This is a genomic window from Pedobacter cryoconitis (assembly GCF_014200605.1).
GTDB classification, from domain to species: domain Bacteria; phylum Bacteroidota; class Bacteroidia; order Sphingobacteriales; family Sphingobacteriaceae; genus Pedobacter; species Pedobacter cryoconitis_B.
The window spans coordinates 756,179-779,320 of record NZ_JACHCE010000002.1 but is presented as its reverse complement, the minus strand read 5'-3'; the positions used below and the strand labels follow the sequence as shown (position 1 = coordinate 779,320).

The following is a 23,142-nucleotide window of genomic DNA, read 5'->3' as shown; positions in this document are numbered from 1 at the left end:
TGATTATTTTTTAGAAGCTGATTTACCTGCTTTTCTTCTTAACACTTCGCCTACAAACTTGATACCTTTACCTTTATATGGCTCTGGTGCACGTAACGAGCGTATTTTCGCTGCAACCTGACCAATCAGTTGTTTGTCAATACTTTCTAAAATAATTTTAGGAGTCTGACCTTTTTCTGAAGTAGTAGTAACTTTAATCTCTTCCGGTAATTGGAATACATAATGGTGAGAGAAACCTAAAACAAGATCAAGTGTATTACCTGTGTTAGTTGCGCGGTAACCCACACCAACTAATTCCTGAGAGATTTTGTAACCTTCTGTTACACCAATAACCATATTGTTTAACAATGAACGGTATAAACCATGCAATGCTTTGTGTCTTTTTTGTTCAGTCGGGCGTGTTACAGTAACTACACCGTCTTCCTGAGTAACAGTGATGTCTGCATCAACTGCTTGTTGTAATTCACCTTTTGGGCCTTTTACAGTTACTAAATTGTCTTTATCAACTGTAATTGTTACTCCAGCAGGTACATTAATTGGGGCTTTTCCTATTCTTGACATTTTGCTATCCTCCTTTAATTAATAAACGTGACACAAAACTTCGCCACCAATGTTTAGTCTGGCTGCTTCTTTATCAGTCATAACTCCTTTAGAAGTAGACAAGATAGCGATACCTAAACCGTTCAATACTCTTGGCATATTATCAACGCCTGCATACTGCCTTAAACCTGGCTTGCTGATACGCATTAAAGTGCGGATAGCAGGTATTTTAGTTATAGGATTGTATTTCAAAGCGATTTTAATCGTTCCCTGAACTGTTGTTTCCTCAAACTTGTAGTTGGCAATGTAACCTTTGTCAAAAAGTACTTTAGTAATTTCCTTTTTAAGATTTGATGCAGGAATTTCTACAATTCTGTGATTTGCCTTAATGGCATTTCTTACTCTTGTAAGATAATCTGCTATTGGATCTGTATTCATCTTTGTTGATTTGTGATAGTGGTTTCCTTTCCGAACTATTCGGAGCGACCTTCCATCGGTTAATTTTTCTATTTAAACGTATAACGTTAGAAGTTAAACGCATGATGCGTAAAACTCTCTAACGTAAAACGATTTTACCAGCTTGCTTTGGTAACTCCAGGAATTTTTCCTGCTAATGCCATATCACGGAATGTAACCCTTGATATACCGAAAGTACGCATGTAACCACGTGGACGGCCAGTTAATTTACAACGGTTGTGTAAACGTACTGGTGATGAGTTTTTTGGTAACTTATCTAATCCTTCGAAATCACCTGCAGCTTTTAATTCTGCACGTTTGTCTGCATATTTAGCTACCAATCTCTGGCGCTTAATTTCGCGAGCTTTTACACCTTCTTTTGCCATTATTGATCTGTATTAAGGGTTTGGTTTTTAAACGGTAATCCAAATTGCTTTAAAAGTTCCAATGCTTCAACATCAGTTGTTGCTGAAGTTACAAAGGTAATATCCATACCTAAAATCTTAGAGATTTTGTCGATGTTGATCTCAGGGAAGATGATTTGTTCAGTAATACCCAATGTGTAGTTACCTTTTCCATCAAAACCTTTATCATTAATACCTTTGAAATCACGGATACGTGGTAAAGCTACGGAAATTAAACGATCTAAAAACTCAAACATGTTGTTATCACGTAAAGTTACACGTACACCTACTGGCATACCTTTACGTAATTTGAAGTTTGAGATATCTTTTTTAGATTTCGCACCTACTGCCTGCTGACCTGTGATTGTAGTCATTTCTAAAATAGAACTGTCCATAATCTTTTTGTCAGTTACAGAGAAACGACCAACTCCCTGGTTGACAGCTATCTTAGTTAACTTAGGAACTTGCATTACGCTTTTGTAATTGAACTTCTCTTTAAGAGCAGTTACAATTTCCTCTTTGTATTTAGTCTTTAATCTTGGTATGTAAGTCATTATTTGATCTCCTCTCCTGATTTTTTAGATACCCTAACTAATTTCCCATCAGCGTTAAGCTTTCTGCCAACACGCGTAGTTTTTCCTGATTTAGGATCAATTAACGCAACGTTAGAAATATGAAGAGCAGCCTCTTTTTTAATGATACCTCCGTTAGGATTAGCAGCATTTGGTTTTGTATGTTTAGATACAAGGTTAACACCTTCTATCAGTATCCTGCTTTTAGTAATTAATACTGAAAGCACTTTACCTTCCTGGCCTCTTGAATCACCAGCGATAACCTTTACTAAATCTCCTTTACGGATTTTAATTTTTGGTTGAACAGTTACTTTATTTTTCATTTTATAATACCTCCGGTGCTAATGATACAATCTTCATGAATTGTTTCTCACGCAGTTCTCTCGCTACCGGGCCAAAAATACGTGTTCCACGCGGCTCATCTTGTGCATTTAATAAGACTGCTGCATTATCGTCGAAACGGATGTAAGAACCATCTTTACGTCTGATCTCTTTCTTTGTTCTTACAACAACTGCTTTAGAAACGGTTCCTTTTTTAATGTTACCTGAAGGCAATGCACTTTTAACGGTAACAACGATTTTGTCACCAATAGAAGCGTATCTCTTTCCGGTTCCACCAAGTACACGGATAACCAATACTTGTTTTGCGCCGCTATTGTCGGCTACGTTTAATCTTGATTCCTGTTGTACCATGTTATTTAGCCCTCTCTAAAATTTCCACTAATCTCCAGTTCTTGTTTTTACTCAGCGGACGAGTCTCCATGATAAGTACTGTATCACCAATACCACAATCGTTTTTCTCGTCATGAGCCATAAATTTGGTAGTTTTCTTAACAAACTTACCATAGATCGGGTGTTTCACTTTACGTTCTACCGCTACAACAACAGATTTATCCATTTTGTTGCTTACCACCAACCCGGTTCTTGTTTTTCTTAATTGTCTTTCCATTTCGACTCTAAAGTTATTTAGTTTCACTAGCTGACTCAGCATTACGCTTAGTCATTTCAGTATTTAATCGGGCGATGTCTTTTCTTACCTTAGTGATACGGGTAGGATTCTCTATAGCCGAAATTGTATGTGCAAATTTTAACTTAACTAAGTTTTCTTTCTCTTCTGCAATCCTGACTACTAGTTCTTCTTTTGAAAGCCCTGTGATTTCTGAGTTCTTCATTTTATTAATTTTTATGTTCTGGGTCTAGCGGTTATAATAACAAGTTACTTACAACATTGACCCCAAAACTTTTTTTTATGCTTCTACGTAATCTCTACGTACTACAAATTTTGTTTGGATAGGTAATTTTTGAGCAGCTAATCTCATTGCTTCTTTAGCAACTTCTAAAGATACACCTTCAGCTTCAAAAATGATGCGTCCTGGTCTAACAACAGCTACCCAGTACTCTGGAGCACCTTTACCTTTACCCATACGTACTTCAGCTGGTTTCTTAGTAACCGGTTTGTCCGGGAAAATTCTAATCCACACTTGGCCTTCACGTTTCATGAAACGAGTTACCGCAATACGGGCTGCCTCTATCTGACGACTTGTAATCCAGGTCGCCTCTAAAGATTTAATCCCGAAAGACCCGAATGATAATTCAGCTCCACGTGTAGCTAAACCTTTCATTCTGCCCTTTTGCATCTTTCTGAACTTCGTTCTTTTTGGCTGTAACATTTTATCTTAATATTATCGTAAAACGATCTGTTAACTAATTATTTACGAGGACCTCTGTTAGGAGTATTTCCGCCTCTATTATCTCTACCTGGACCGCCTTGACCTGGACCACCCTGACCTGGACCTCTTCCACGACCACCTTTGTTGTCGTTTCTTCTGTCACCACCGCCACGGTTATCTCTGTCTCTGCCACCTGCACCAAAAGCACCTTCAGGTCTGCCACCTTTACCAGGAGCGTTACTTACTGCACCAATGTTTGGAGAAAGATCACGTTTACCATAAACTTCGCCTTTACAGATCCATACTTTAACACCAATCTTACCATAGGTAGTTAATGCCTCAGCTAATGCATAGTCAATATCAGCACGGAAAGTATGCAAAGGAATTCTTCCTTCTTTATACTGCTCGTTACGAGCCATCTCTGCTCCGCCTAAACGACCTGAAGTCATTATTTTGATACCTTCAGCACCCATACGCATTGTTGATGCGATAGTTGACTTCATGGCTCTACGGAAAGAGATTCTTGCCTCTAATTGTTTTGCTACACCTTCTGCTACCAGTTGTGCATCAAGCTCAGGACGTTTGATCTCAAAAATGTTAATTTGAATTTCCTTTTTAGTCAATTTCTTTAACTCTTCTTTGATTTTATCAACCTCAGCTCCTGCTTTACCGATCACGATACCTGGACGGGCAGTGTGGATAGTTACAGTGATACGTTTTAACGTACGTTCGATAACTACTTTAGCTACTCCTCCTTTTGCGATACGCACAGAAAGATATTTTCTTATTTTTTCGTCCTCAACTAATTTGTCAGCATAGTTGTTGCCACCGAACCAGTTAGAATCCCAACCTCTGATGATTCCTAACCTGTTTCCTATTGGATGTGCTTTTTGTCCCATTTCTACTAATTAGTTTGAGTTTCAACGTTTTTACTATCTACTACCAAAGTTACATGGTTAGAACGCTTACGTATTCTGTAACCACGACCTTGAGGTGCTGGTCTCAGTCTTTTCAACTGACGGCCGCCACCAACCATTATAGTTTTCACATATAATTGGTTTTCTTCAGGGCGAGAACCTTCATTTTTAGTTTCCCAGTTTTTGATAGCTGATAATAAAAGTTTTTCAACTTTTGTTGCAGCTTCTTTATTGGTAAATTTTAAAATATGTAATGCTTTCTCAACACGCTCACCTCTGATAAGATCTACAACCAAACGCATCTTACGTGGTGAGGTTGGACAATTGTTTAATTTCGCTACTGCTTCCATCTCTTAATTATTTTTTCTTTTCAGAGTGACCCCTAAATGTTCTGGTTGGAGCAAACTCTCCCAGCTTGTGACCAACCATGTTTTCTGTTACGTATACCGGTATAAATTTATTACCGTTATGCACTGCAAATGTATGACCCACAAAATCTGGTGAGATCATTGATCTGCGTGACCAAGTTTTAATGACAGACTTTTTGCCTGAATCATTCATAGATACTACTTTCTTCTCTACGTTATGGTCAATATAAGGTCCTTTTTTAATCGAACGAGCCATTATTTCTTCCTTTTCTCTATGATGAAACGATTTGAGTATTTTTTAAGTTGACGGGTCTTGAAGCCTTTAGAATACATACCATTCCTTGATCTTGGCTGACCACCTGATGAACGACCTTCACCACCACCCATTGGGTGATCGACAGGGTTCATCGCAACTGGACGTGTTCTAGGACGACGTCCTAACCAACGTTTACGACCTGCTTTACCTAATACTTCATTTGCGTGATCTGAATTTGAAACAGATCCGATAGTAGCTAAACAAGTAGTCAAGATTAATCTTGTCTCACCTGAAGGCATTTTCAATGTAGCATATTTACCATCACGAGCAGCTAATTGTGCATAAGCACCAGCGCTACGAGCCAATTGAGCTCCACGACCTGGATGAATCTCCACGTTGTGTATAATCGATCCCAATGGAATATTTGATAATTTTAAAGCATTTCCAACTTCTGGAGTTGCAGTATCACCTGATAATACTTTTTGCCCAACTTGTAATCCTTCTGGCGAAATAATGTAACGCTTCTCACCATCAGCATAATGTAATAATGCGATACGTGCAGTACGGTTTGGATCGTATTCAACAGTAGCAACTGTTGCAGGAATATCAAACTTATCACGTTTAAAATCAATTAAACGGTAAGATTTTTTGTGACCACCACCCATGTAGCGCATAGTCATCTTTCCTGTATTGTTACGTCCTCCCGATTTCTTAGAAGAAACAACCAATGATTTTTCGGGCTTGGTTGCTGTAATCTCCGAAAAACTGGCCCCAACTCTAAAGCGGGTACCCGGAGTGACTGGTTTAAATTTTCTTAAGCCCATAGTTATAAAATATTCAATTCTTATTAAATGTTCGCGTAATAATCAATTGTTTCACCTGCTGCCAGAGTAACAATCGCTTTTTTGTATTTCGGGCTACGACCCGTAACTAAACCACCTTTTGTATTTCTTGATTTTAACTTTCCGTTTACAATCATAGTATTGATTGCAAGGATGTTAACACCATACATTTTTTCGATAGCTTGTTTAATTTGCAATTTATTTGCTTTGTGTTCAACCTGGAAAGTAAAGCGGCTAGACTTTTCTGTAAGTGCAGATGCTTTTTCGGTTAGTATTGGTTTCTTTAAAAATTCCATATTACTTGGCAAATGCCTCCTCCAATGTTTTAACAGTATTTGCAGTTAACAAAAGTTTACCACAGTTTAATACATCATATGTATTGATCTGATCTACAGTAATTACTTTTACTTTCTGAATGTTTCTGCTTGATAAATAAATATTGTTATCCTGAACAGGTAAAACCAATAAAGTTTTCTCACCAGCTAAGCTTAAAGCATTAACTAAAGAGATGTAATTTTTAGTTTTGATTGAGTCAAAAGTAAAATCTTCTAAAACAAGGATGTTTGAATCCTGAGCTTTGTATGACAACGCAGATTTACGTGCCAGTGATTTTAATTTTTTGTTCAGTTTAAAACTGTAATCACGTGGTTGAGGACCGAATACACGACCACCACCATTAAACAATGGAGATTTGATACTACCCGCACGAGCACCACCAGTTCCTTTTTGTTTATACAATTTACGTGTTGAACCAGCGATTTCATTACGTTGTTTAGACTTGTGAGTACCCTGACGTTGATTAGCCAAATACTGTTTAACATCTAAATAAATTGCATGATCGCTAGGTGTTACACCAAATACCGACTCAGGAAGTTGCACCTTGGCACCTGTCTCTTTTCCTGAAATGTTTACTACATTTAATTCCATCTGCTTACTTGTCTAAGATTACGTAAGAACCTTTAGCTCCTGGAATGGAACCACTAACTACAACAAGATTTTGATCTGCATAAACTTTCAAAACCTGTAAGTTCTGAACCTTCACTCTATCTCCACCCATTCTACCTGCCATACGCATACCTTTAAATACACGTGCTGGATACGAAGCCGCACCCAATGAACCTGGCGCACGCATTCTGTTATGCTGACCGTGAGTTTGTCCACCCACACCCGCAAATCCATGGCGTTTCACAACACCTTGAAAACCTTTACCTTTTGAAGTACCAACTACATCAACAAAATCGCCTTCAGCAAAAATATTAACCGTTACAGTATCGCCTAAATTCAACGATTCTTCAAACGGTTCAAATTCTACCAACTTGCGTTTAGGAGTTGTGCTTGCTTTCGCAAAGTGGCCTTTCAAAGGCTTGGTGGTGTTCTTTTCTTTAGCTTCATCGAAGCCTAACTGAACTGAAACGTAACCGTCTTTCTCTGCGGTTTTAACCTGTGTAACTACACAAGGCCCAGCTTCGATCACCGTACATGGAATGTTTTTTCCATCGGCGTCGAAAATGCTGGTCATTCCTACTTTTTTTCCAATAATACCTGACATTTTCTTTTTTTAATTTAACACCCATCGAAGCAGTAGGGCTTCGTTCAAGGTGGATACACATCCCTATTAAGGGAGGGCAAAAATAAGAAATAAATCTTAATGATCAAATAGTTAGCGAATTTATTTTGCAAATAAATGCTATTATTTTTGGAGAGATCGGATAAAACGCAGTTAAGCCATTATTTATCCTACCAGCTTGTTACTCAAACTGATCAGAATTACACACAATACAAACACGCCTATCAGCACATATAAATAATCGCGTTCAATCAGGAAGCCAAAAATCGAAAACACAACCCGGGTAACCGGTGTAAAAATCAGTAGCAAAGTTCCGAATTGGATGATCGCTTTTCCGTCTAATACACTCAAGCCCTGAAAGATAGCGAGAATAGAAGAATATTTGGTTTTCGAAGGATTAAAAACACTGTAATCAATGATTTCACGGCTGTATCCGCTCAGATAAATCAGACCGCCAATAAAAACCACAAGCATAGAAGCAATCACACCTACCCGGAGTAATGTTCCCAGAATTACCTGTATATCCTTATCTGCGAAATAATGTTTACCCATTTGCTTCATTACAGTTTTCCTGCCAGTCCGTTATAAATCATCTGCAGCGCCAGAAAAGTTACCACTACTGCAAATATAACCTTTAGTTTGTCTGTATTCGTTTTTACTAATAATTTAGAACCCACTGTCGCCCCCGTCAATACACCTAAAGTAACTGGCATAGCAATACCGGGATCAATTTGTCCGCGGTGTAAATAAACAATCGCACTCGCTGCAGCAGTTACTCCCATCATAAAATTGCTGGTTGTTGTAGAGACTTTAAATGGTAAACGCATAATATTATCCATCGCCACCACTTTTAAAGCTCCAGAACCGATCCCCAGAAGACCGGATATAATTCCAGCCACGAACATCATTATAAAGCCGCCCACCACATTATGAACGCCATACTTAACTGTACCGCCGGCAGTGGGATAACTTCCGTTTAACTTAAAGAAATTAGCTAATATACCAGTTGTTTTATCATCCGAGTGGTCCACTTTTTTACGTACCATCATTGCCGCAGAGAAAAGCAGGATACATCCAAAGATCACAGCAATATATCCGGGATTGATATAAACGGTAATTATTGCACCAATCACCGCACTTATCGTCGTGGCAATTTCCAGGAACATTCCAATACGGATATTTGTTATCCCTTCTTTAACATAAGCTGCCGCAGAACCTGATGAGGTCGCAATTACAGAAACAATAGAAGCGCCTATAGCATAATGAATATCAACCCCTAAAACCAGTGTTAATAAGGGAATTATGATCACTCCCCCACCCAGGCCTGTTAAAGAACCAACAAGTCCTGCTAAAAAAGCACCCGCCAAAACAATAATTGTAAATAGTAATACCGACATTGAGACAAATATACTATCTACAATCAAAACACAATAAAATTAAAATCTCATTGTTAAATTATAAATAACCTATTCCAAATGAACAAATTCTTATTCCCGCTCCTTACCCTTGTGATGATTAACCTATCATTTATGCAGGCCAGTGCCCAGGTAAAACTTCCTGTTGACAGCACAAAAGCCGACCCAAGCTTAAGAGGTCAGTATGAGTTTATGCTTTCAAAATCAAAAACACTTAACACTTATAAACTGATCAATCCATACAGGCTTGCATCTTTTTATAAGAGCGTCACTGACTCAATCCGGAAAGAACGCAATACTTATAAAACTGTAAATGCTAAAGTTGCCGAGCAGGCTAAAACAATTACCGACCTCAATAACCAGATCAGGGGAAATCAAAGCTCACTGGCCACCTCAAATTCAAAAGTTAATGAAATCACCTTTTTAGGCATTCCTTTTGCCAAAGGGACTTATAACACAATTGTATGGACACTGATTATCGTACTGGCATTAGGCTTTGCCTTTGTAACCATCAGGTCTGCCAAAAATATTCACGAAGCAAAATATAGAAGCGGCCTGTATGAAGAAATTTCTCAGGAATATCAGGCTTATAAAGTGAAGGCTAATGAAAAAGAAAAGAAATTAGCCAGAGAATTACAAGATGAACGTAATAAACTTGATGATTATAAAAGCCGTGGGCTTCAATAACAATTCATAAAAAAAGCCGCTGAACTTTTTCAGCGGCTTTTTTTTATAAAAGAACTTAAATTCACACTACATTAAAATCTCGCAATTATATCCATTGCGGCAGTGTACTGATCCTTTTTAACACCATTATCATATGGAGTTATCCCATCTTTATAAGCATGCTCATATCTAATTTCAGGACGGATCATGATCAAACTATTAAAGTGATGCACAAAACCTATCGTATGATCTGAATACTGAGTAGCATAACCAGTTCTGTTTCCCTGAGGATCACTCAAATAGCCATTACGTACAGACAAGTAATCCTTCGCAGAGAACTTAATCTGAAAATAGTTAACCGCCCCAACAGCCTGTGAAGTTCCTGGTATCAGATTCCCGGCACCTACTCCGGTATAAAAATCTTTTGGAGGTCCGTCTATCACAGTTCCCCCAACCAATGCATCCTTTTGCCACATATAATAAACCTCAGTCATCATATGCACCCGACCGCTAAAGCGGTGTCCCCAGGTAGCCACAGCCATCTGCAGATTATCATGGTTATTTTTATACTTTCCTGATCCCAGTGAATTGATCCCTCCGAAAAGAGAGTTATTATTATCATCCGATACCCAGCGTGCCATCAGCAGGCCATTAATACTCGCTGAATTACTCCATGGAGCCATATCATTACCCGCATGTGCCCCTGCCATTAACTGCCAGTGCGCTCCTAATTTAAAAGTGGCCTGCACACCGGTAAAAGTATAGGGATCAACTGTAAACATCAGAGAGTGTGAATACAAATAATTATCAGGTGCCCACTGCGCTTCAATATCAGCAGGAGAAATAAAACGTCCTATTTTTAAAACCAGACCATCCGCTACTTTAGGAAAGTAAAGCAATCCGTAGATTTCAGCAGGATCATAACCATATTTATTATTATGCTTCAATAACTGGTCACTGAAATAACCTTTACCAGTCGTATAACGATAGTCTGTACCAAATATATTCGTCAACAAAAAACCATAATCAAAATGTTTGGTCTGCACCGTATTAGGCTGTCTTTCTATTTTGATAATAGCCTGATCCAGTCCGACACCATTGGGCACTAAATCATAAGATTCAGGGGCATTGGAATGTTTCGATGAACTTATATTGCCACCGAAATCAAGCCATCCATATATTTTAAAACGTCCCTTAAGCCCCAGTAGTTTTTGCAAAGGATAGTTTGGTGCTTCAGAGTTCACACCAATCAGAGGAGCACCGTCCCACTCTGAACTTGGAAAAGGAGGTGAATCAATAGGTGAAGGCAGTGATCGGGCCACTGTATCTTTTTTCACTTTTAAGATGTCTTGTTGTGCCTGTACATTTAGCGTAACAGTAGTTAGAGCAATTATTGCCAGTATTAGTTTTTTCATTACGAATGAGGTGTATTTATTTTTAATATTTACCAGCTTATCCAAGCCAGTGCCACAAATCAACACAAAGCACAAAACACTAATTAACAGTCAATTAACCAATAAAAATAATTCAAATATATGTTACTACTAAAAAGACCCTTCCAAAACGGAAAGGTCTTTTTTCATAATAATAAAGCAATCATCACAAGAATAAAATAGAAAAGACAAGGATTCCAATAACAACGGAAACCAAAAAAAGGCCTGCGGAAATTCCACAGGCCTTTTTCTTTGTAATCTAAAAAAGCATTAAACTTTGATTTCTACTTCAACACCGCTAGGTAATTCAAGTTTCATCAACGCATCAACAGTTTTAGAGTTAGAGCTATAAATATCTAACAAACGTTTGTATGCACATAATTGAAACTGCTCACGTGCTTTTTTGTTCACGTGTGGTGAACGTAAAACAGTGAAGATTTTCTTTTCTGTTGGCAATGGAATTGGTCCACTAACAACTGCACCCGTAGGTTTTACAGTCTTAACGATTTTCTCAGCAGATTTATCTACCAGATTGTAATCGTAAGATTTTAATTTAATTCTGATTCTTTGGCTCATTTTATTTTTATTTAAGGCTGCCTGTTAGAGCTATTAATAACAGGCGGCCGGTTTATTTTTTATTACTCAGCAGATTTGATTCTGCCTTTTGATTTAGCAATTACTTCATCCATAACGTTTCTTGGAGCTGGTTCATAGTGATCGAACTCCATAGTAGACGTTGCACGACCTGAAGTGATTGTACGTAACTGAGTTACATAACCAAACATTTCAGAAAGTGGTACAGTTGCTTTAATTACCTGAGAACCATTACGTGTATCCATACCTAAAAGCTGACCACGACGACGGTTCATGTCACCGATAACATCACCCATGTTTTCTTCAGGGGTTAAGATTTCGATTTTCATGATTGGCTCCATCAATACTGGGCTACATTTTGGTAATGCTTCACGGTATGCCATTTTAGCGGCAAGTTCGAAAGATAAAGCATCTGAATCGACTGCGTGGAATGAACCGTCAATTAAACGAACTTTCATATCCGGAAGTGGGTATCCAGCTAAAACTCCGTTAGACATTGAAGCAGCAAATCCTTTTTCAACTGAAGGAATAAATTCACGAGGAATAGAACCACCAGTAATTTCGTTTACGAATTGTAAACCACCTTTTTCAAAGTCAGCATCGATTGGCGAAATAACAATCTGAATGTCCGCGAATTTACCACGACCACCTGATTGTTTTTTATACGTCTCACGGTGTTGAACAGTACCAGTGATTGCCTCTTTGTAAGAAACCTGTGGCGCTCCCTGGTTAACCTCTACTTTAAACTCACGTTTTAAGCGGTCAATCAGGATATCTAAGTGAAGCTCACCCATACCAGAGATAATAGTCTGACCAGAATCCTCATCAGTTTGTACTCTGAATGTAGGATCTTCTTCAGCTAATTTAGATAATCCGATACCTAATTTATCAACATCAGCCTGAGTTTTAGGCTCAATAGCTAAACCGATAACTGGCTCAGGGAATACCATTGACTCCAGAATGATTGGGTTTTTCTCATCACAAAGTGTATCACCTGTTTTGATATCTTTAAAACCTACAACCGCAGCAATATCACCAGCTCCAACATTTGGAATAGGGTTTTGCTTGTTTGCATGCATTTGGAAGATACGGGAGATACGCTCTTTGTTTTCAGAACGTGCGTTATAAACGTAAGAACCAGCCTCTAAGTTACCCGAGTAAACACGGATAAAGCAAAGACGACCAACGAAAGGATCTGTTGCAATTTTAAATGCTAAAGCTGCAAAAGGCTCTGCCTCACTTGGTTTACGTAAAATTTCTTCACCTGTGTTTGGATTAGTTCCAATTACACCTTCTTGATCCATTGGTGAAGGCAATAATTCCATCACGTAATCAAGCATAGTCTGAACACCTTTGTTTTTGAAAGATGAACCACAAACCATAGGTACAATTTTAGCATCCAATACTGCTTTACGTAAAGCATCCAGGATCTCACGTTCTGTGATTGAGTTAGGATCTTCGAAGAATTTCTCCATCAAAGTCTCATCGTAATCAGCAACAGATTCTAATAATTTTTCTCTCCATTCAGCAACTTCATCCAGCATATCTTCTGGAATTGGCACTTCAGTAAAGGTCATACCTTTATCATGCTCATTCCAAACGATACCACGGTTGTTGATTAAATCAACTACACCTTTAAAGCCTTCTTCAGCACCGATAGGTAATTGTAAAGGAACTGCGTTACTGCCTAACATGCTTTTAACCTGTCCAACAACTTTCAAGAAATCTGCACCTGAACGGTCCATTTTGTTGACGAAGCCAATACGGGCAACGTTGTAGTTGTTAGCCAGACGCCAGTTAGTTTCAGATTGAGGCTCAACACCATCAACCGCAGAAAATAAGAATACCAAACCATCTAATACACGAAGTGAACGGTTTACCTCAACGGTAAAATCCACGTGACCCGGTGTATCGATAATGTTAATATGGTAATCTTGTCCTCTATATTTCCAGCCAACTGTAGTAGCAGCAGAAGTAATAGTGATACCACGCTCCTGCTCCTGTGCCATCCAGTCCATGGTTGCAGCACCTTCGTGCACTTCACCAATTTTGTGACTAACACCAGCATAATAAAGGATACGCTCTGTAGTAGTGGTTTTACCAGCATCAATGTGCGCAGCAATACCAATGTTTCTTGTGAATTTTAAATCTCTTGACATCTTATGTTTTCAATAATTAAAAACGGAAATGTGAGAACGCTTTGTTGGCTTCAGCCATTTTGTGCGTATCTTCTTTCTTCTTAACTGCAGCACCTTCACCTTTAGCAGCTGAAACGATTTCTCCTGCTAATTTTTCTTTCATGGTTTTTTCACCACGTCTGCGTGCATAAGAAATTAACCATTTCATGCCTAAAGCAATTTTACGGTCTGGACGAACTTCTGTAGGAACCTGGAAGTTAGCACCACCAACACGGCGTGACTTAACCTCTACTGCAGGCATTACATTAGTTAAAGCACGTTTCCATACTTCTAATCCATTTTCACCAGATTTTTTCTCAGCTAATTCTACTGCATCATAAAAAATAGAGTAAGCGATAGATTTTTTTCCATCGTACATCATATTATTTACAAATCTCGTCACCTGAACATCGTTAAATTTCGGATCAGGAAGGATAATTCTCTTTTTTGGTTTTGACTTTCTCATTTTCTGTTCCTCCTAATTATTTCTTTTTACCTTTTGTTGGTGCGGCAGCTACTTGTCCTGGTTTAGGGCGTTTAGTACCGTATTTTGAACGACGTTGGTTACGACCAGCAACTCCTGAAGTATCTAATGCTCCACGGATGATGTGATAACGTACACCTGGTAAATCTTTAACACGACCACCACGGATCAATACAATGGAGTGCTCCTGTAAGTTGTGACCTTCTCCAGGAATATAAGCGTTAACTTCTTTTCCATTGGTCAAACGTACACGTGCAACTTTACGCATTGCTGAGTTTGGTTTTTTAGGGGTAGTGGTATATACACGTGTACATACACCTCTTCGCTGTGGACAGCTGTCCAACGCAGGAGACTTACTCTTGAACTCCAGTGCTACTCTACCTTTTCTAACTAATTGTTGAATGGTTGGCATTGTTTTTTGTTTTTTTCTATATTTTTATTAAAAACTTTACCCCTCAATAAGGGACTGCAAAGGTAAGACAATACATTTTATAAATCAAGGGGTTAACTATAATTTAATCCCTTTGAAACATAAAAAAACGAAAACACAGACTTACAGGCTATTTACGAGATCAAGAATATTTATTTTTCCCTTAGAGAAGGAGAAATTCTTTGTGCTTCGGGCAAAGCTTTAAACGTTTTATAAGCATTTATTAAATAGAATTTAAAATCCTCTTCATCCAATTTATCCAGCTCTTTTAATGAAGGCCGGTATAGCACCATAAAATAATCCAGCTCTGCTCCTTTTAACGGGGTCAGTGCCGTAACCGCACGCTCATTAAAACGCTCATCTATTTTACGTTCGCTTTTTTCTCTCTCCAAATTACGTTTAAACCGCCTTGCATCCCTGCCCTCTTTTCCAAAGAGCCCGGAAGGAGAAAGTATAAAAGGTTTATTCTGAGCTAATTTTGCAAACCGGGCTTTCCGGTACACATCAGCATACTCCGCCTCCGGGTTAAAAGCACCCGCTTTAATTTCTATTGTATGTAATAGTTTATTATTCAGCGAAAGATATCTTTTCACAGGTTTCAGGTCAACCAGAAAAAGTGTATCAGGTAAATAACCCGGCTGATAAAAGATAATTACCTGGTTAGCCGCAGCAGCAATACTGAATTCACCTTTAGCATTCGTCGTTGTTTTTTTCCTTGTCTGCTGATTAAATACTTCTACTTGTTCCAGTCTTAACTGAGTAGCCCTGTCAGAGACAGTTCCCTGTAACTGCTGACTTTTAGCGCCAGTATAAAAAAAGAAGATAAAGCTGAACAAACATAGCCGGCGAAGCATATGGCTAATGAAAAGTATTCAGGTAAAGCTTCTCAACCTTTTTACGTGCCCATTCCGTTTTCCTCAGAAAGGTCAGACTTGATTTTAAACTTGGGTCATTATTAAAACAGGCAATCTTAATCAGTGCACCCAGTTCAGGCCATCCATAATGCCAAACCAGTTGTTTAAGAATAAACTCCAATGTTTTCCCGTGTAGTGGATTATTAACCTGTTTCTCTTCCGACATAAATTTTTCCTTACTGCAAAGATAAAAAACTTAGCGAATTTGCGCCAAACCCATTTATTCTATATAATTCCTTAGGTTTGTATGAATAACATTAGTATTCCCTTAAAAAAACAATGATATGAACTTGAACCTAGGTGATTTCGTCCGTTTTGTAGACGAAAATATAGAAGGGTATATTACCCGCATAATTGACAAAGACACGATTGGCGTAACTGATTCAAATGATTTTGAAATTCCGGTACAAGCCTCTAAAGTGACTTTAGTACATGGTGAAATTCCGGATGAGAATACAGTAGTCTCCAACCGTCAGACTGTAGTTGTTCCCGTTGCAGAATTTATCAAAGAAGGAATTTATCTTGGTCTGGTAACCGATCAGCACAGTACAGCAGTTGCCCATTTCAACTTATTAAATGAAACTTCTTTCCAGGTACTGGCTACGCTTACTACAGAAAAAGGAGGAAACTATAAAGGTGAATTTGCAGCCGTTATTCCGGCTCACAGTGCTAAAAAGATCTTCTCAGCAAATCTTGGTGACATACAGTTATGGCCAAAATTTAATATTGAAGTTCTGTTTTCCACTACTGCAAACGTTGAACCACCTGCACCACTAATCTACCGCGAAAACATTAAAGGGAAAGATCTTTCTGTGGCCAAAGTAGAAATCGCCTTACTCAAACAAAAAGGCTGGTTAATCAGACTGGACGAACCTGCACCAATCATAGACGCACAGAAATTAAAAGAAAGTTTTTTTAAAGCACGCTAAACACAGCTTTAAACCTGCACAGTTAAAGCATGAGAGAATTTAGATTTACCTATACTTTAAGTACGACAAGCCGCTGGACCTATAACCTGCTGGTAAAATGGGGTGTACCTGAAGATCTGGCAGCATTTGTCAATCTTTTCCTGCTTCTTTTTGCACTGCTGATTATCGTATATATTTTCCACCATGTGGTTAGACGGCTGTTACGTATTGTATTGATCCGTTTCAGTAAACGTTCAAAAATCAAATTCTTTCATCATTTACTCAATAACCGATTTCCCCATTTCCTGGCGCAATGTGCACCCCTGATTCTGGTCAATGCAGTTATTCCGATTTTATTTTCGGATTTCCCTGATATGATCAAACCTATGAATGCCATTACAGATGTATATATGGTATTCATCGTGATCTGGATGCTGCTGGCATTAATTAAAGCCAGTGGCGATGATCTGCGTACCAAACCAACTTTCCGTGAAAAGCCAATAGACAGTTATATTCAGGTCGCGAGGATGATCCTTTACCTTATCGGTGCAGTGGTCATCTTCTCTCATCTGACCGGACAATCTCCCATTGCTTTTTTCACTGCAATGGGTGCGATCTCAGCAGTACTGCTTCTGATGTTCAAAGATACCATCATGGGTTTTGTAGCCAGTATCCAGGTCACAGCCAACGATACAGTAAGAATCGGAGACTGGATTACCATGACAAAATACGGAGCTGATGGTGATGTCATTGCTATTAATCTCACTACCGTTAAAGTTCAGAATTTTGATAAGACCATTACCACTATTCCTACTTATTCCCTGATTTCAGATTCTTTTCAGAACTGGCGTGGGATGAGCGAGGCGGGGGGAAGAAGGATTAAAAGGGCAATTCTAATTAAACAGGCAACTATCCGGTTTATCACTCCGGCCGAAGTAGAAGAATTTAAAAAGATCCAGTCCCTCACCAGTTATATCGAACACAGACAAAAGGATATTGATAAAAACAATGAACGTTTAGGAATAGACAAATCACTTTTAATCAACGGCAGAAACCTCACCAACGCCGGACTTTACAGGAAGTACATTGATAACTATATCAATTCACATTCAGGAACACATAAAAAAATGACCATGATGGTCAGGCATCTTGCCCCTACCCCCAACGGTCTGCCAATTGAAATCTATGTATTCACCAGTACAACAAAATGGGCAGACTATGAATATATCATGGCAGATATCTTTGACCATATGATTGCAGCAGCCCGTTACTTTGATCTTCAGATTTACGAAACAGAAGCTTCGGGAGATACCACAACCATAAGCTTTAATGATCCGCTCACAGTTAGCCGTCCGCCTGCATCCCAGGCCCGCTAAAATCAATACGATCAGTTTAAAAGACCACTCAAAGAATTATAAAAGAGAATTCAACAAGTTTATTTGTAATCATTATAAATAAACTATATTTGCCCGACAATACACCCTTCCATTGGCAGATATAAAAAGCATAGATTCACTTACTTCCATTTCTATCGATAAGAAAAATTTCGAATGGATTTATAATCTCTATTGGGAAAAAGTCTATGCTGTATGCTATAACAGCATCAGGGAAACTGAACCCGCAAAAGAAATGGTTCAGGATATCTTCAAGTCCCTGTGGGAACGCCGGGAAAATCTCGAACTTGAAAAAACCGAGCATTATCTTGTCCGTTGTGCTAAATTCAAGAGTTTTGAATACATCAGAAATAAAATCAGCAGGGAGAAACATATGGATCTCAAAATGCAGGATTGCAAGATGTCAACCAATTGCACTGAAGAACATATCCTTTTCAACAATCTTAAAGAAAAAGTAAGCACCATTGTGGAAAAGCTCCCTTGTCAATGTAAAAGGGTCTATAAAATGAGCCGCGAAGAAGGCTTAGGCAATAAAGAAATCGCCTCCTCATTATTGATTTCTGAACGCGCCGTTGAATACCATATTCATAAGGCCACCAATATGCTCAAACTCAGTCTTGCCAGTTACGCTATTTAATTTCAATCCGGCTTACGGAAAATCCTATATTATGCTACTTATATTTTATCTAAGTTTGTATTAAGAATAGCCAGCATGAAGATCAGTAAGGAACTTATAGAAAAATACCACCTCGGCGAATGTTCCCCCAAAGAATGTGAAACCGTAGAGAACTGGCTATTTTCTGAAGAAACAGATCTGGAATTACAACTTCCGGCTACCGAAAATAAGGAAGAACATAAAGCACAGATGTGGGCAGAGATTCAAACTATATTTCCACTCGAAGCGCAAAAAACCACACCTCAAGACCAGAAAACTACACCTGCAAACAAAATCCCGAAATTAAAACCGGAGTATACCATTACCTGGAAAAAAGTCATAGCTGCTTCTCTTATTCTCGGATTCATTTCATTCATCAGTTACAGAGTTTATTTTACCCCTGCAGCCCCTTTAGAGTTTGTCTCTGTAAATAATAATTCTCTAATGGATGTAAGACATATCGAATCCGCAGCCTACTGTATTGCACTGGCCCCGGAATCAACCGCAAAAATAAACTACCAGACAGGGATCATTGATTTTTCAGGGAGCATTCTAATTTCACCCAAAGAAGATATTGAACTGAATATAGGAGGGAACGGAGGAAAAGTAATTTTCAAGACAGGTCAGACCTATATCGCAATGAATGGTAAATCTCAGCATGACCAGTTTATCCTCATCAACGAAAGAAACCTCATGGATCTGCCCCCCGTACTTCAAAAACAGATTATCAGTAAGTTTAAAATCTAAAGCATCTTATAACAATATTAGCTATGCACCATACGGCAAAAACTGCTGCTCTTCTGCTCTGTTCACTTATTTTATGCTGTTTTTTTTCATCCTGCCATCAACAGGAAAAAGAAGATTTAAATCCATCGAAAAAAAAATACAGTATCTATATTCTGGCCAAAGATGGTAAAGAGTATCTTCTGGAGATAGACTCCCTGAGCAGTGGAACAATAAAACCAGAAGATCGGGGTGCTCTATTAAATGGAGAAGTAATGGATCGTGATGTCATTGTTCACGAAGGATATTATTATCATCTGAGCAGAAAAAAAGCATCATTTGAAAAATACAAAATCAACGGAAAACAATTAATTCTTGTTGCCGCCATGCCATTGAAAGATTTTTCCATTGAAAACTGCAAATGGATTGCCGGAGACACTCTTTTACTAACCGGCCTAAACAAAGCAGATTATACTCAGGTAAAATATTTGAAAGTAAATGCAGCAGCCATGACCAGAATATCGGGAGGTGATATTAACATTCCGCATCCGTCTGGGAAATTCACTTCCATATCCATAGGCTTCACAGAACTCAGAAAAGATAAACTGCTGATCGGTTATAGTTATAATCAGCAACTGGGTGCTTCCAATTACAGCACCAGTGATACGAGTTATGTATCAGTTCTCCAATATCCGGAGATGACGCTGCTTAAAACTGACAAAGATACCAGGTCCACTTCTCCCGGCGGGATCAATACTATACAGTCCTATGCTTTCAATGACGAAAAGGGAGACTACTATTTTATGTCCTGCCCGGGTATAGCACTTGGAAACCGGCCGGAACTGCCCACAGGGATATTCAGGATTAATAAAGGGGACCAAGCTCCTGACAAATCCTATTTCTTCAATATTTCAGGTTCAGTAATCCAGAACCATGCCTACGGCATCTGGTATCTGGGCAACCACAAAGCGATCATCAGAAGCGAAAGAAAAGATTTGTTCAAAGGATTAAGCGACCATTACAATACCGCTCATTTCGAATTTTATGTTATTGATCTGCTTAAAAAGGATATTAAAAAACTAGCTCTTCCATTAGATAAAGGAACCAGAAGAGAATGTATTATTGTAGAAGGTAACCTCGCTTACATTGCTGTGAACTCCACCTTACATGGCAATTATATATGGATCTATAATATAACTACAGGTACCCTTAGAAAGGGGTTACAGCTGGCAGGGGACACTGATTTTATCATGCGGACCGACAAACTGAATTAAAGCAAACTTTTTTTCTTTTCCACCTTCGGGAAAGTGGTGATTATGCTACTAACAGTATAAACACACCAGATTAGAAAAGATGTCATTTCGTAAAATTCTACTATCGCTAGCTATAACCTTTTTATCCTTTACAGCCTTCGCACAAAAAAGTGCTATAATTTCAGGATACATCAAAGACAGTACAGCTGTAATCCCAGGAGCCTCAGTCGTATTAAAAAACACTAAAACAGGGACCGTTTCAAATACTGACGGGTATTATGAGCTTACACAAATTCCTCCCGGCAATTATGTAGTTATAGCTTCTTACATGGGCTATATTTCAACTACCAAACAAATAGCCCTCAAATCAGGACAGCAGCTTTCGCTATCCTTTACCTTAAAAAAGAATTTTCAGGAGCTTGACAATGTCGCCATTACCGGTAAAACAAAAAGTCAGGAGCTCAAAGAATCAGGTTTTGCTGTGAATACCATAGACCTTAAAAAATTTGCCAATACCACTGCCGATTTAAACCAGGTCCTGAACAGAACTTCTGGAATCAAGATAAGAGAGCAGGGCGGAATGGGGTCAGACTTTAAATTTGCAATGAACGGTCTTTCAGGCAAACAAGTCAAGTTCTTTCTGGACGGCATACCTATGGAAACATTTGGAACCGCAATGTCCCTGAACAACATCCCGGTTAACCTTGCAGAACGCATTGAAATTTATAAAGGCGTTGTACCTGTAGAACTAGGATCTGATGCATTGGGCGGAGCGATAAATATCGTCACTGACCAGCATACTAAAAAGTTTCTGGACGCCAGTTTTAGCTATGGCTCATTCAATACCAGCCGGGCTGCACTCTCAGGCAGGTATACAGCAGACAAAACTGGACTAATCTTTAATTTCAGTGGTTATCATAATTATTCAGATAATGATTATTTAATGCGCAATAACCCAAAATACGGTGCGCCGATACAGGTTAATGAAAATGGAGAAACTGTACAAAAAGACGCTTACCGTTTCCATGACGCCTATAAAACTACCATGGGCCAGTTTGATGTTGGTGTAATCAACAAATCATGGGCAGATCAGCTAACCCTTGGTTTTATTTACTCTTCCCTTTACAAAGAGATACAAACAGGTGCAAGCCAGAACATCGTTTACGGTGGGGTAAATAACCGGGAACACTTCTTCATGCCAAGCCTGAAATACAGAAAAAAAGACTTTCTGATCAAAGGCCTTTCATTGAATACGACAGCTTCCTATTCTTCTACCCAATACAAAGTCACAGACACTGCCTCTCACAAATACGGATGGGGAGGAATTGGGGCTCCGGAATTAATTGCCGGTGAAATTGGCGGTGTTAAAACAATTACCCGTTTTAAAAATAACGCAACAACAATCAGAGCAAACTTTGCTTATGAGATTGATGCGCATCAGAGCCTTAATCTGAACTACACCTATAGTCATTTTGCACGTTCATCTAAAGAAGATATTGGAAAACTGCAGAACAATCCATTTGCAGTACCCAACACCATCACTAAAAACATTTTAGGTCTTGCTTATCAAAATAATCTGTTAAACAACAGGCTGACCATTACCCCATTCGCAAAATACTATGGATACAGTGCATTCGTACCTGACGCACTTTCACTGGGCGCAGGTAACGGCTGGACAAAGGAAGACAGCCGCATCAACCAGAACAATTTTGGTTATGGAATAGCTACCAGATTTAAAATCATAGAAAATGCAGGTATTAAAGCTTCCTATGAGAATGCTTACCGTTTACAGGAACCAGACGAGCTATTTGGAGATGGTATTACCGTAGCAGCAAACAGTGCATTAAAACCTGAAAAGAGTAAAAACATCAACGCAGGACTTTATTATAATTACCAGCACAACGCTCATAGAATAGCCGTAGAAGCTTCATACTTCTACAGAGATGCCAAAGACTTTATCCTGATGGGTGTACCTTCTGGTAAATTTACTGTTTATTCAAACGTAGGTAAAACAAAAATAAAAGGCGTTGAAGCAGAAATCAGATATAGCTATAGCCAATTGCTCGAAGCCTCTGTCAATGCCAGTTACGAAAATGCCCGCAACCTTGGAGAGACACAAGCCGGCGGCCCTGCAATTAACGACAGAATTCCAAATCAGCCATGGATTTATGGAAATGCCAATATCGGAATTGGTAAAAATGATCTGATTGGCAAACATTCACGTTTACAGTTTAACTGGTCAACACAATACGTCCATTGGTTTTACCTCAGATGGGAATCACTTGGGAGTAAAGAATCAAACAATCAGATCCCGAGTCAGCTAATCCATAATGCCTCACTATCCTATTCATTTATGGATGGCAAATACAATATTTCGGCAGAATCTTTCAATCTGACCAATGTAATTGCCTATGACAATTTCAGATTACAAAAACCAGGAAGATCAGTTTTCCTGAAACTACGCTACTTTATTAAATAAGCCCACACAATTAAAAATCAAACCA

General features: G+C 38.7%; 32 protein-coding genes. 7 read left to right on the top strand and 25 right to left on the bottom strand.

Annotated elements, in window-relative coordinates; all coding sequences use genetic code 11:
* Positions 1 to 3: 3 nt before the first annotated feature.
* The 18 genes from rplF to HDE68_RS09360 all read right to left on the bottom strand — a co-directional run bounded on the left by rplF (position 4) and on the right by HDE68_RS09360 (position 8,989).
* Positions 4 to 561 carry a 50S ribosomal protein L6 gene (rplF, locus tag HDE68_RS09445; RefSeq protein WP_183881221.1) on the bottom strand — a complete coding sequence of 186 codons (558 nt, stop codon included), beginning with the start codon at positions 559 to 561 and terminating at the stop codon, positions 4 to 6.
* 18 nt (positions 562 to 579) lie between these two features.
* Positions 580 to 978 carry a 30S ribosomal protein S8 gene (gene rpsH, locus HDE68_RS09440; RefSeq protein ID WP_041878531.1) on the bottom strand — a complete coding sequence of 133 codons (399 nt, stop codon included), beginning with the start codon at positions 976 to 978 and terminating at the stop codon, positions 580 to 582.
* Between the two features lie 134 nt (positions 979 to 1,112).
* A complete protein-coding gene (rpsN, locus tag HDE68_RS09435) occupies positions 1,113 to 1,382 on the bottom strand; it encodes a 30S ribosomal protein S14 (protein WP_041878530.1) in 270 nt (89 codons plus the stop codon).
* Positions 1,382 to 1,954 carry a 50S ribosomal protein L5 gene (rplE, locus tag HDE68_RS09430; RefSeq protein WP_221300702.1) on the bottom strand — a complete coding sequence of 191 codons (573 nt, stop codon included), beginning with the start codon at positions 1,952 to 1,954 and terminating at the stop codon, positions 1,382 to 1,384. The genes rpsN and rplE overlap by 1 nt, the downstream gene beginning before the upstream one ends.
* Positions 1,954 to 2,295 (bottom strand): 50S ribosomal protein L24, encoded by a 342-nt coding sequence (gene rplX, locus HDE68_RS09425; protein ID WP_068403495.1) that lies wholly within the window; start codon positions 2,293 to 2,295, stop codon positions 1,954 to 1,956. Before rplX ends, rplE begins: the two co-directional genes overlap by 1 nt.
* Before the next feature lies 1 nt (position 2,296).
* Positions 2,297 to 2,665 carry a 50S ribosomal protein L14 gene (gene rplN / locus HDE68_RS09420; protein WP_041878524.1) on the bottom strand — a complete coding sequence of 123 codons (369 nt, stop codon included), beginning with the start codon at positions 2,663 to 2,665 and terminating at the stop codon, positions 2,297 to 2,299.
* Between the two features lies 1 nt (position 2,666).
* A complete protein-coding gene (gene rpsQ / locus HDE68_RS09415) occupies positions 2,667 to 2,921 on the bottom strand; it encodes a 30S ribosomal protein S17 (protein ID WP_037442595.1) in 255 nt (84 codons plus the stop codon).
* Between the two features lie 13 nt (positions 2,922 to 2,934).
* Entirely contained in the window at positions 2,935 to 3,144 is a 210-nt protein-coding gene (gene rpmC / locus HDE68_RS09410; RefSeq protein WP_068403496.1) for a 50S ribosomal protein L29, read from the bottom strand.
* 75 nt (positions 3,145 to 3,219) lie between these two features.
* Positions 3,220 to 3,642 carry a 50S ribosomal protein L16 gene (gene rplP / locus HDE68_RS09405; RefSeq protein ID WP_068403497.1) on the bottom strand — a complete coding sequence of 141 codons (423 nt, stop codon included), beginning with the start codon at positions 3,640 to 3,642 and terminating at the stop codon, positions 3,220 to 3,222.
* A gap of 38 nt (positions 3,643 to 3,680) precedes the next feature.
* Positions 3,681 to 4,541: a 30S ribosomal protein S3 gene (gene rpsC / locus HDE68_RS09400; protein ID WP_041878513.1), complete on the bottom strand. Its 861-nt coding sequence runs from the start codon at positions 4,539 to 4,541 to the stop codon at positions 3,681 to 3,683.
* 5 nt (positions 4,542 to 4,546) lie between these two features.
* A complete protein-coding gene (rplV, locus tag HDE68_RS09395; protein ID WP_183881219.1) occupies positions 4,547 to 4,909 on the bottom strand; it encodes a 50S ribosomal protein L22 in 363 nt (120 codons plus the stop codon).
* 7 nt (positions 4,910 to 4,916) lie between these two features.
* Positions 4,917 to 5,183 (bottom strand): 30S ribosomal protein S19, encoded by a 267-nt coding sequence (gene rpsS, locus HDE68_RS09390; RefSeq protein WP_008244581.1) that lies wholly within the window; start codon positions 5,181 to 5,183, stop codon positions 4,917 to 4,919.
* Positions 5,183 to 6,007 (bottom strand): 50S ribosomal protein L2, encoded by an 825-nt coding sequence (gene rplB / locus HDE68_RS09385; RefSeq protein WP_183881217.1) that lies wholly within the window; start codon positions 6,005 to 6,007, stop codon positions 5,183 to 5,185. The genes rpsS and rplB overlap by 1 nt, the downstream gene beginning before the upstream one ends.
* A gap of 23 nt (positions 6,008 to 6,030) precedes the next feature.
* Positions 6,031 to 6,321, bottom strand: coding sequence for a 50S ribosomal protein L23 (gene rplW / locus HDE68_RS09380; protein ID WP_068403500.1), 291 nt, complete (start codon positions 6,319 to 6,321; stop codon positions 6,031 to 6,033).
* Position 6,322: 1 nt separating this feature from the next.
* Positions 6,323 to 6,952: a 50S ribosomal protein L4 gene (gene rplD, locus HDE68_RS09375; protein ID WP_183881215.1), complete on the bottom strand. Its 630-nt coding sequence runs from the start codon at positions 6,950 to 6,952 to the stop codon at positions 6,323 to 6,325.
* A 4-nt stretch (positions 6,953 to 6,956) separates the two neighbouring features.
* A complete protein-coding gene (gene rplC / locus HDE68_RS09370; protein WP_111633989.1) occupies positions 6,957 to 7,574 on the bottom strand; it encodes a 50S ribosomal protein L3 in 618 nt (205 codons plus the stop codon).
* Between the two features lie 183 nt (positions 7,575 to 7,757).
* Positions 7,758 to 8,144 carry a DUF1634 domain-containing protein gene (locus HDE68_RS09365; RefSeq protein ID WP_260171726.1) on the bottom strand — a complete coding sequence of 129 codons (387 nt, stop codon included), beginning with the start codon at positions 8,142 to 8,144 and terminating at the stop codon, positions 7,758 to 7,760.
* A gap of 8 nt (positions 8,145 to 8,152) precedes the next feature.
* A complete protein-coding gene (locus HDE68_RS09360; RefSeq protein ID WP_183881211.1) occupies positions 8,153 to 8,989 on the bottom strand; it encodes a sulfite exporter TauE/SafE family protein in 837 nt (278 codons plus the stop codon).
* 78 nt (positions 8,990 to 9,067) lie between these two features.
* On the opposite strand from HDE68_RS09360, the gene HDE68_RS09355 reads away from it, so the two are divergent.
* Complete coding sequence (locus HDE68_RS09355) at positions 9,068 to 9,694, top strand: hypothetical protein (protein ID WP_183881209.1); 627 nt, start codon at positions 9,068 to 9,070, stop codon at positions 9,692 to 9,694.
* Between the two features lie 71 nt (positions 9,695 to 9,765).
* On the opposite strand, the gene HDE68_RS09350 is transcribed toward HDE68_RS09355, so the two are convergent.
* From HDE68_RS09350 to HDE68_RS09320, 7 genes are all read right to left on the bottom strand, one after another.
* Complete coding sequence (locus tag HDE68_RS09350) at positions 9,766 to 11,088, bottom strand: outer membrane beta-barrel protein (RefSeq protein ID WP_183881207.1); 1,323 nt, start codon at positions 11,086 to 11,088, stop codon at positions 9,766 to 9,768.
* A gap of 288 nt (positions 11,089 to 11,376) precedes the next feature.
* Positions 11,377 to 11,682: a 30S ribosomal protein S10 gene (rpsJ, locus tag HDE68_RS09345; RefSeq protein WP_008244591.1), complete on the bottom strand. Its 306-nt coding sequence runs from the start codon at positions 11,680 to 11,682 to the stop codon at positions 11,377 to 11,379.
* 62 nt (positions 11,683 to 11,744) lie between these two features.
* Positions 11,745 to 13,859: an elongation factor G gene (gene fusA / locus HDE68_RS09340; protein WP_183881205.1), complete on the bottom strand. Its 2,115-nt coding sequence runs from the start codon at positions 13,857 to 13,859 to the stop codon at positions 11,745 to 11,747.
* Between the two features lie 16 nt (positions 13,860 to 13,875).
* Entirely contained in the window at positions 13,876 to 14,343 is a 468-nt protein-coding gene (rpsG, locus tag HDE68_RS09335) for a 30S ribosomal protein S7 (RefSeq protein WP_111633983.1), read from the bottom strand.
* A gap of 16 nt (positions 14,344 to 14,359) precedes the next feature.
* On the bottom strand, positions 14,360 to 14,773 hold the full coding sequence (rpsL, locus tag HDE68_RS09330) for a 30S ribosomal protein S12 (protein ID WP_008244597.1): 414 nt from the start codon (positions 14,771 to 14,773) through the stop codon (positions 14,360 to 14,362).
* Positions 14,774 to 14,943: 170 nt separating this feature from the next.
* Entirely contained in the window at positions 14,944 to 15,645 is a 702-nt protein-coding gene (locus tag HDE68_RS09325) for a carboxypeptidase-like regulatory domain-containing protein (RefSeq protein ID WP_183881203.1), read from the bottom strand.
* Between the two features lie 4 nt (positions 15,646 to 15,649).
* A complete protein-coding gene (locus HDE68_RS09320; protein ID WP_183881201.1) occupies positions 15,650 to 15,871 on the bottom strand; it encodes a VF530 family DNA-binding protein in 222 nt (73 codons plus the stop codon).
* A gap of 118 nt (positions 15,872 to 15,989) precedes the next feature.
* Here HDE68_RS09320 and HDE68_RS09315 point away from each other — a divergent pair, with 118 nt between their 5' ends.
* From HDE68_RS09315 to HDE68_RS09290, 6 genes are all read left to right on the top strand, one after another.
* Positions 15,990 to 16,634 carry a hypothetical protein gene (locus HDE68_RS09315; RefSeq protein WP_183881199.1) on the top strand — a complete coding sequence of 215 codons (645 nt, stop codon included), beginning with the start codon at positions 15,990 to 15,992 and terminating at the stop codon, positions 16,632 to 16,634.
* Positions 16,635 to 16,663: 29 nt separating this feature from the next.
* Positions 16,664 to 17,989, top strand: a complete 1,326-nt coding sequence (locus HDE68_RS09310; protein WP_183881197.1) for a mechanosensitive ion channel family protein — start codon at positions 16,664 to 16,666, stop codon at positions 17,987 to 17,989.
* 112 nt (positions 17,990 to 18,101) lie between these two features.
* Positions 18,102 to 18,644, top strand: coding sequence for a sigma-70 family RNA polymerase sigma factor (locus tag HDE68_RS09305; protein ID WP_221300701.1), 543 nt, complete (start codon positions 18,102 to 18,104; stop codon positions 18,642 to 18,644).
* A gap of 75 nt (positions 18,645 to 18,719) precedes the next feature.
* The gene (locus tag HDE68_RS09300; protein WP_183881195.1) at positions 18,720 to 19,409 is read left to right on the top strand and encodes a hypothetical protein; all 690 of its coding nucleotides are present in this window, start codon (positions 18,720 to 18,722) and stop codon (positions 19,407 to 19,409) included.
* Between the two features lie 23 nt (positions 19,410 to 19,432).
* Positions 19,433 to 20,659 (top strand): hypothetical protein, encoded by a 1,227-nt coding sequence (locus tag HDE68_RS09295; RefSeq protein WP_183881193.1) that lies wholly within the window; start codon positions 19,433 to 19,435, stop codon positions 20,657 to 20,659.
* A gap of 79 nt (positions 20,660 to 20,738) precedes the next feature.
* Entirely contained in the window at positions 20,739 to 23,117 is a 2,379-nt protein-coding gene (locus HDE68_RS09290; RefSeq protein ID WP_183881191.1) for a TonB-dependent receptor, read from the top strand.
* The last annotated feature ends 25 nt before the right edge of the window (positions 23,118 to 23,142 follow it).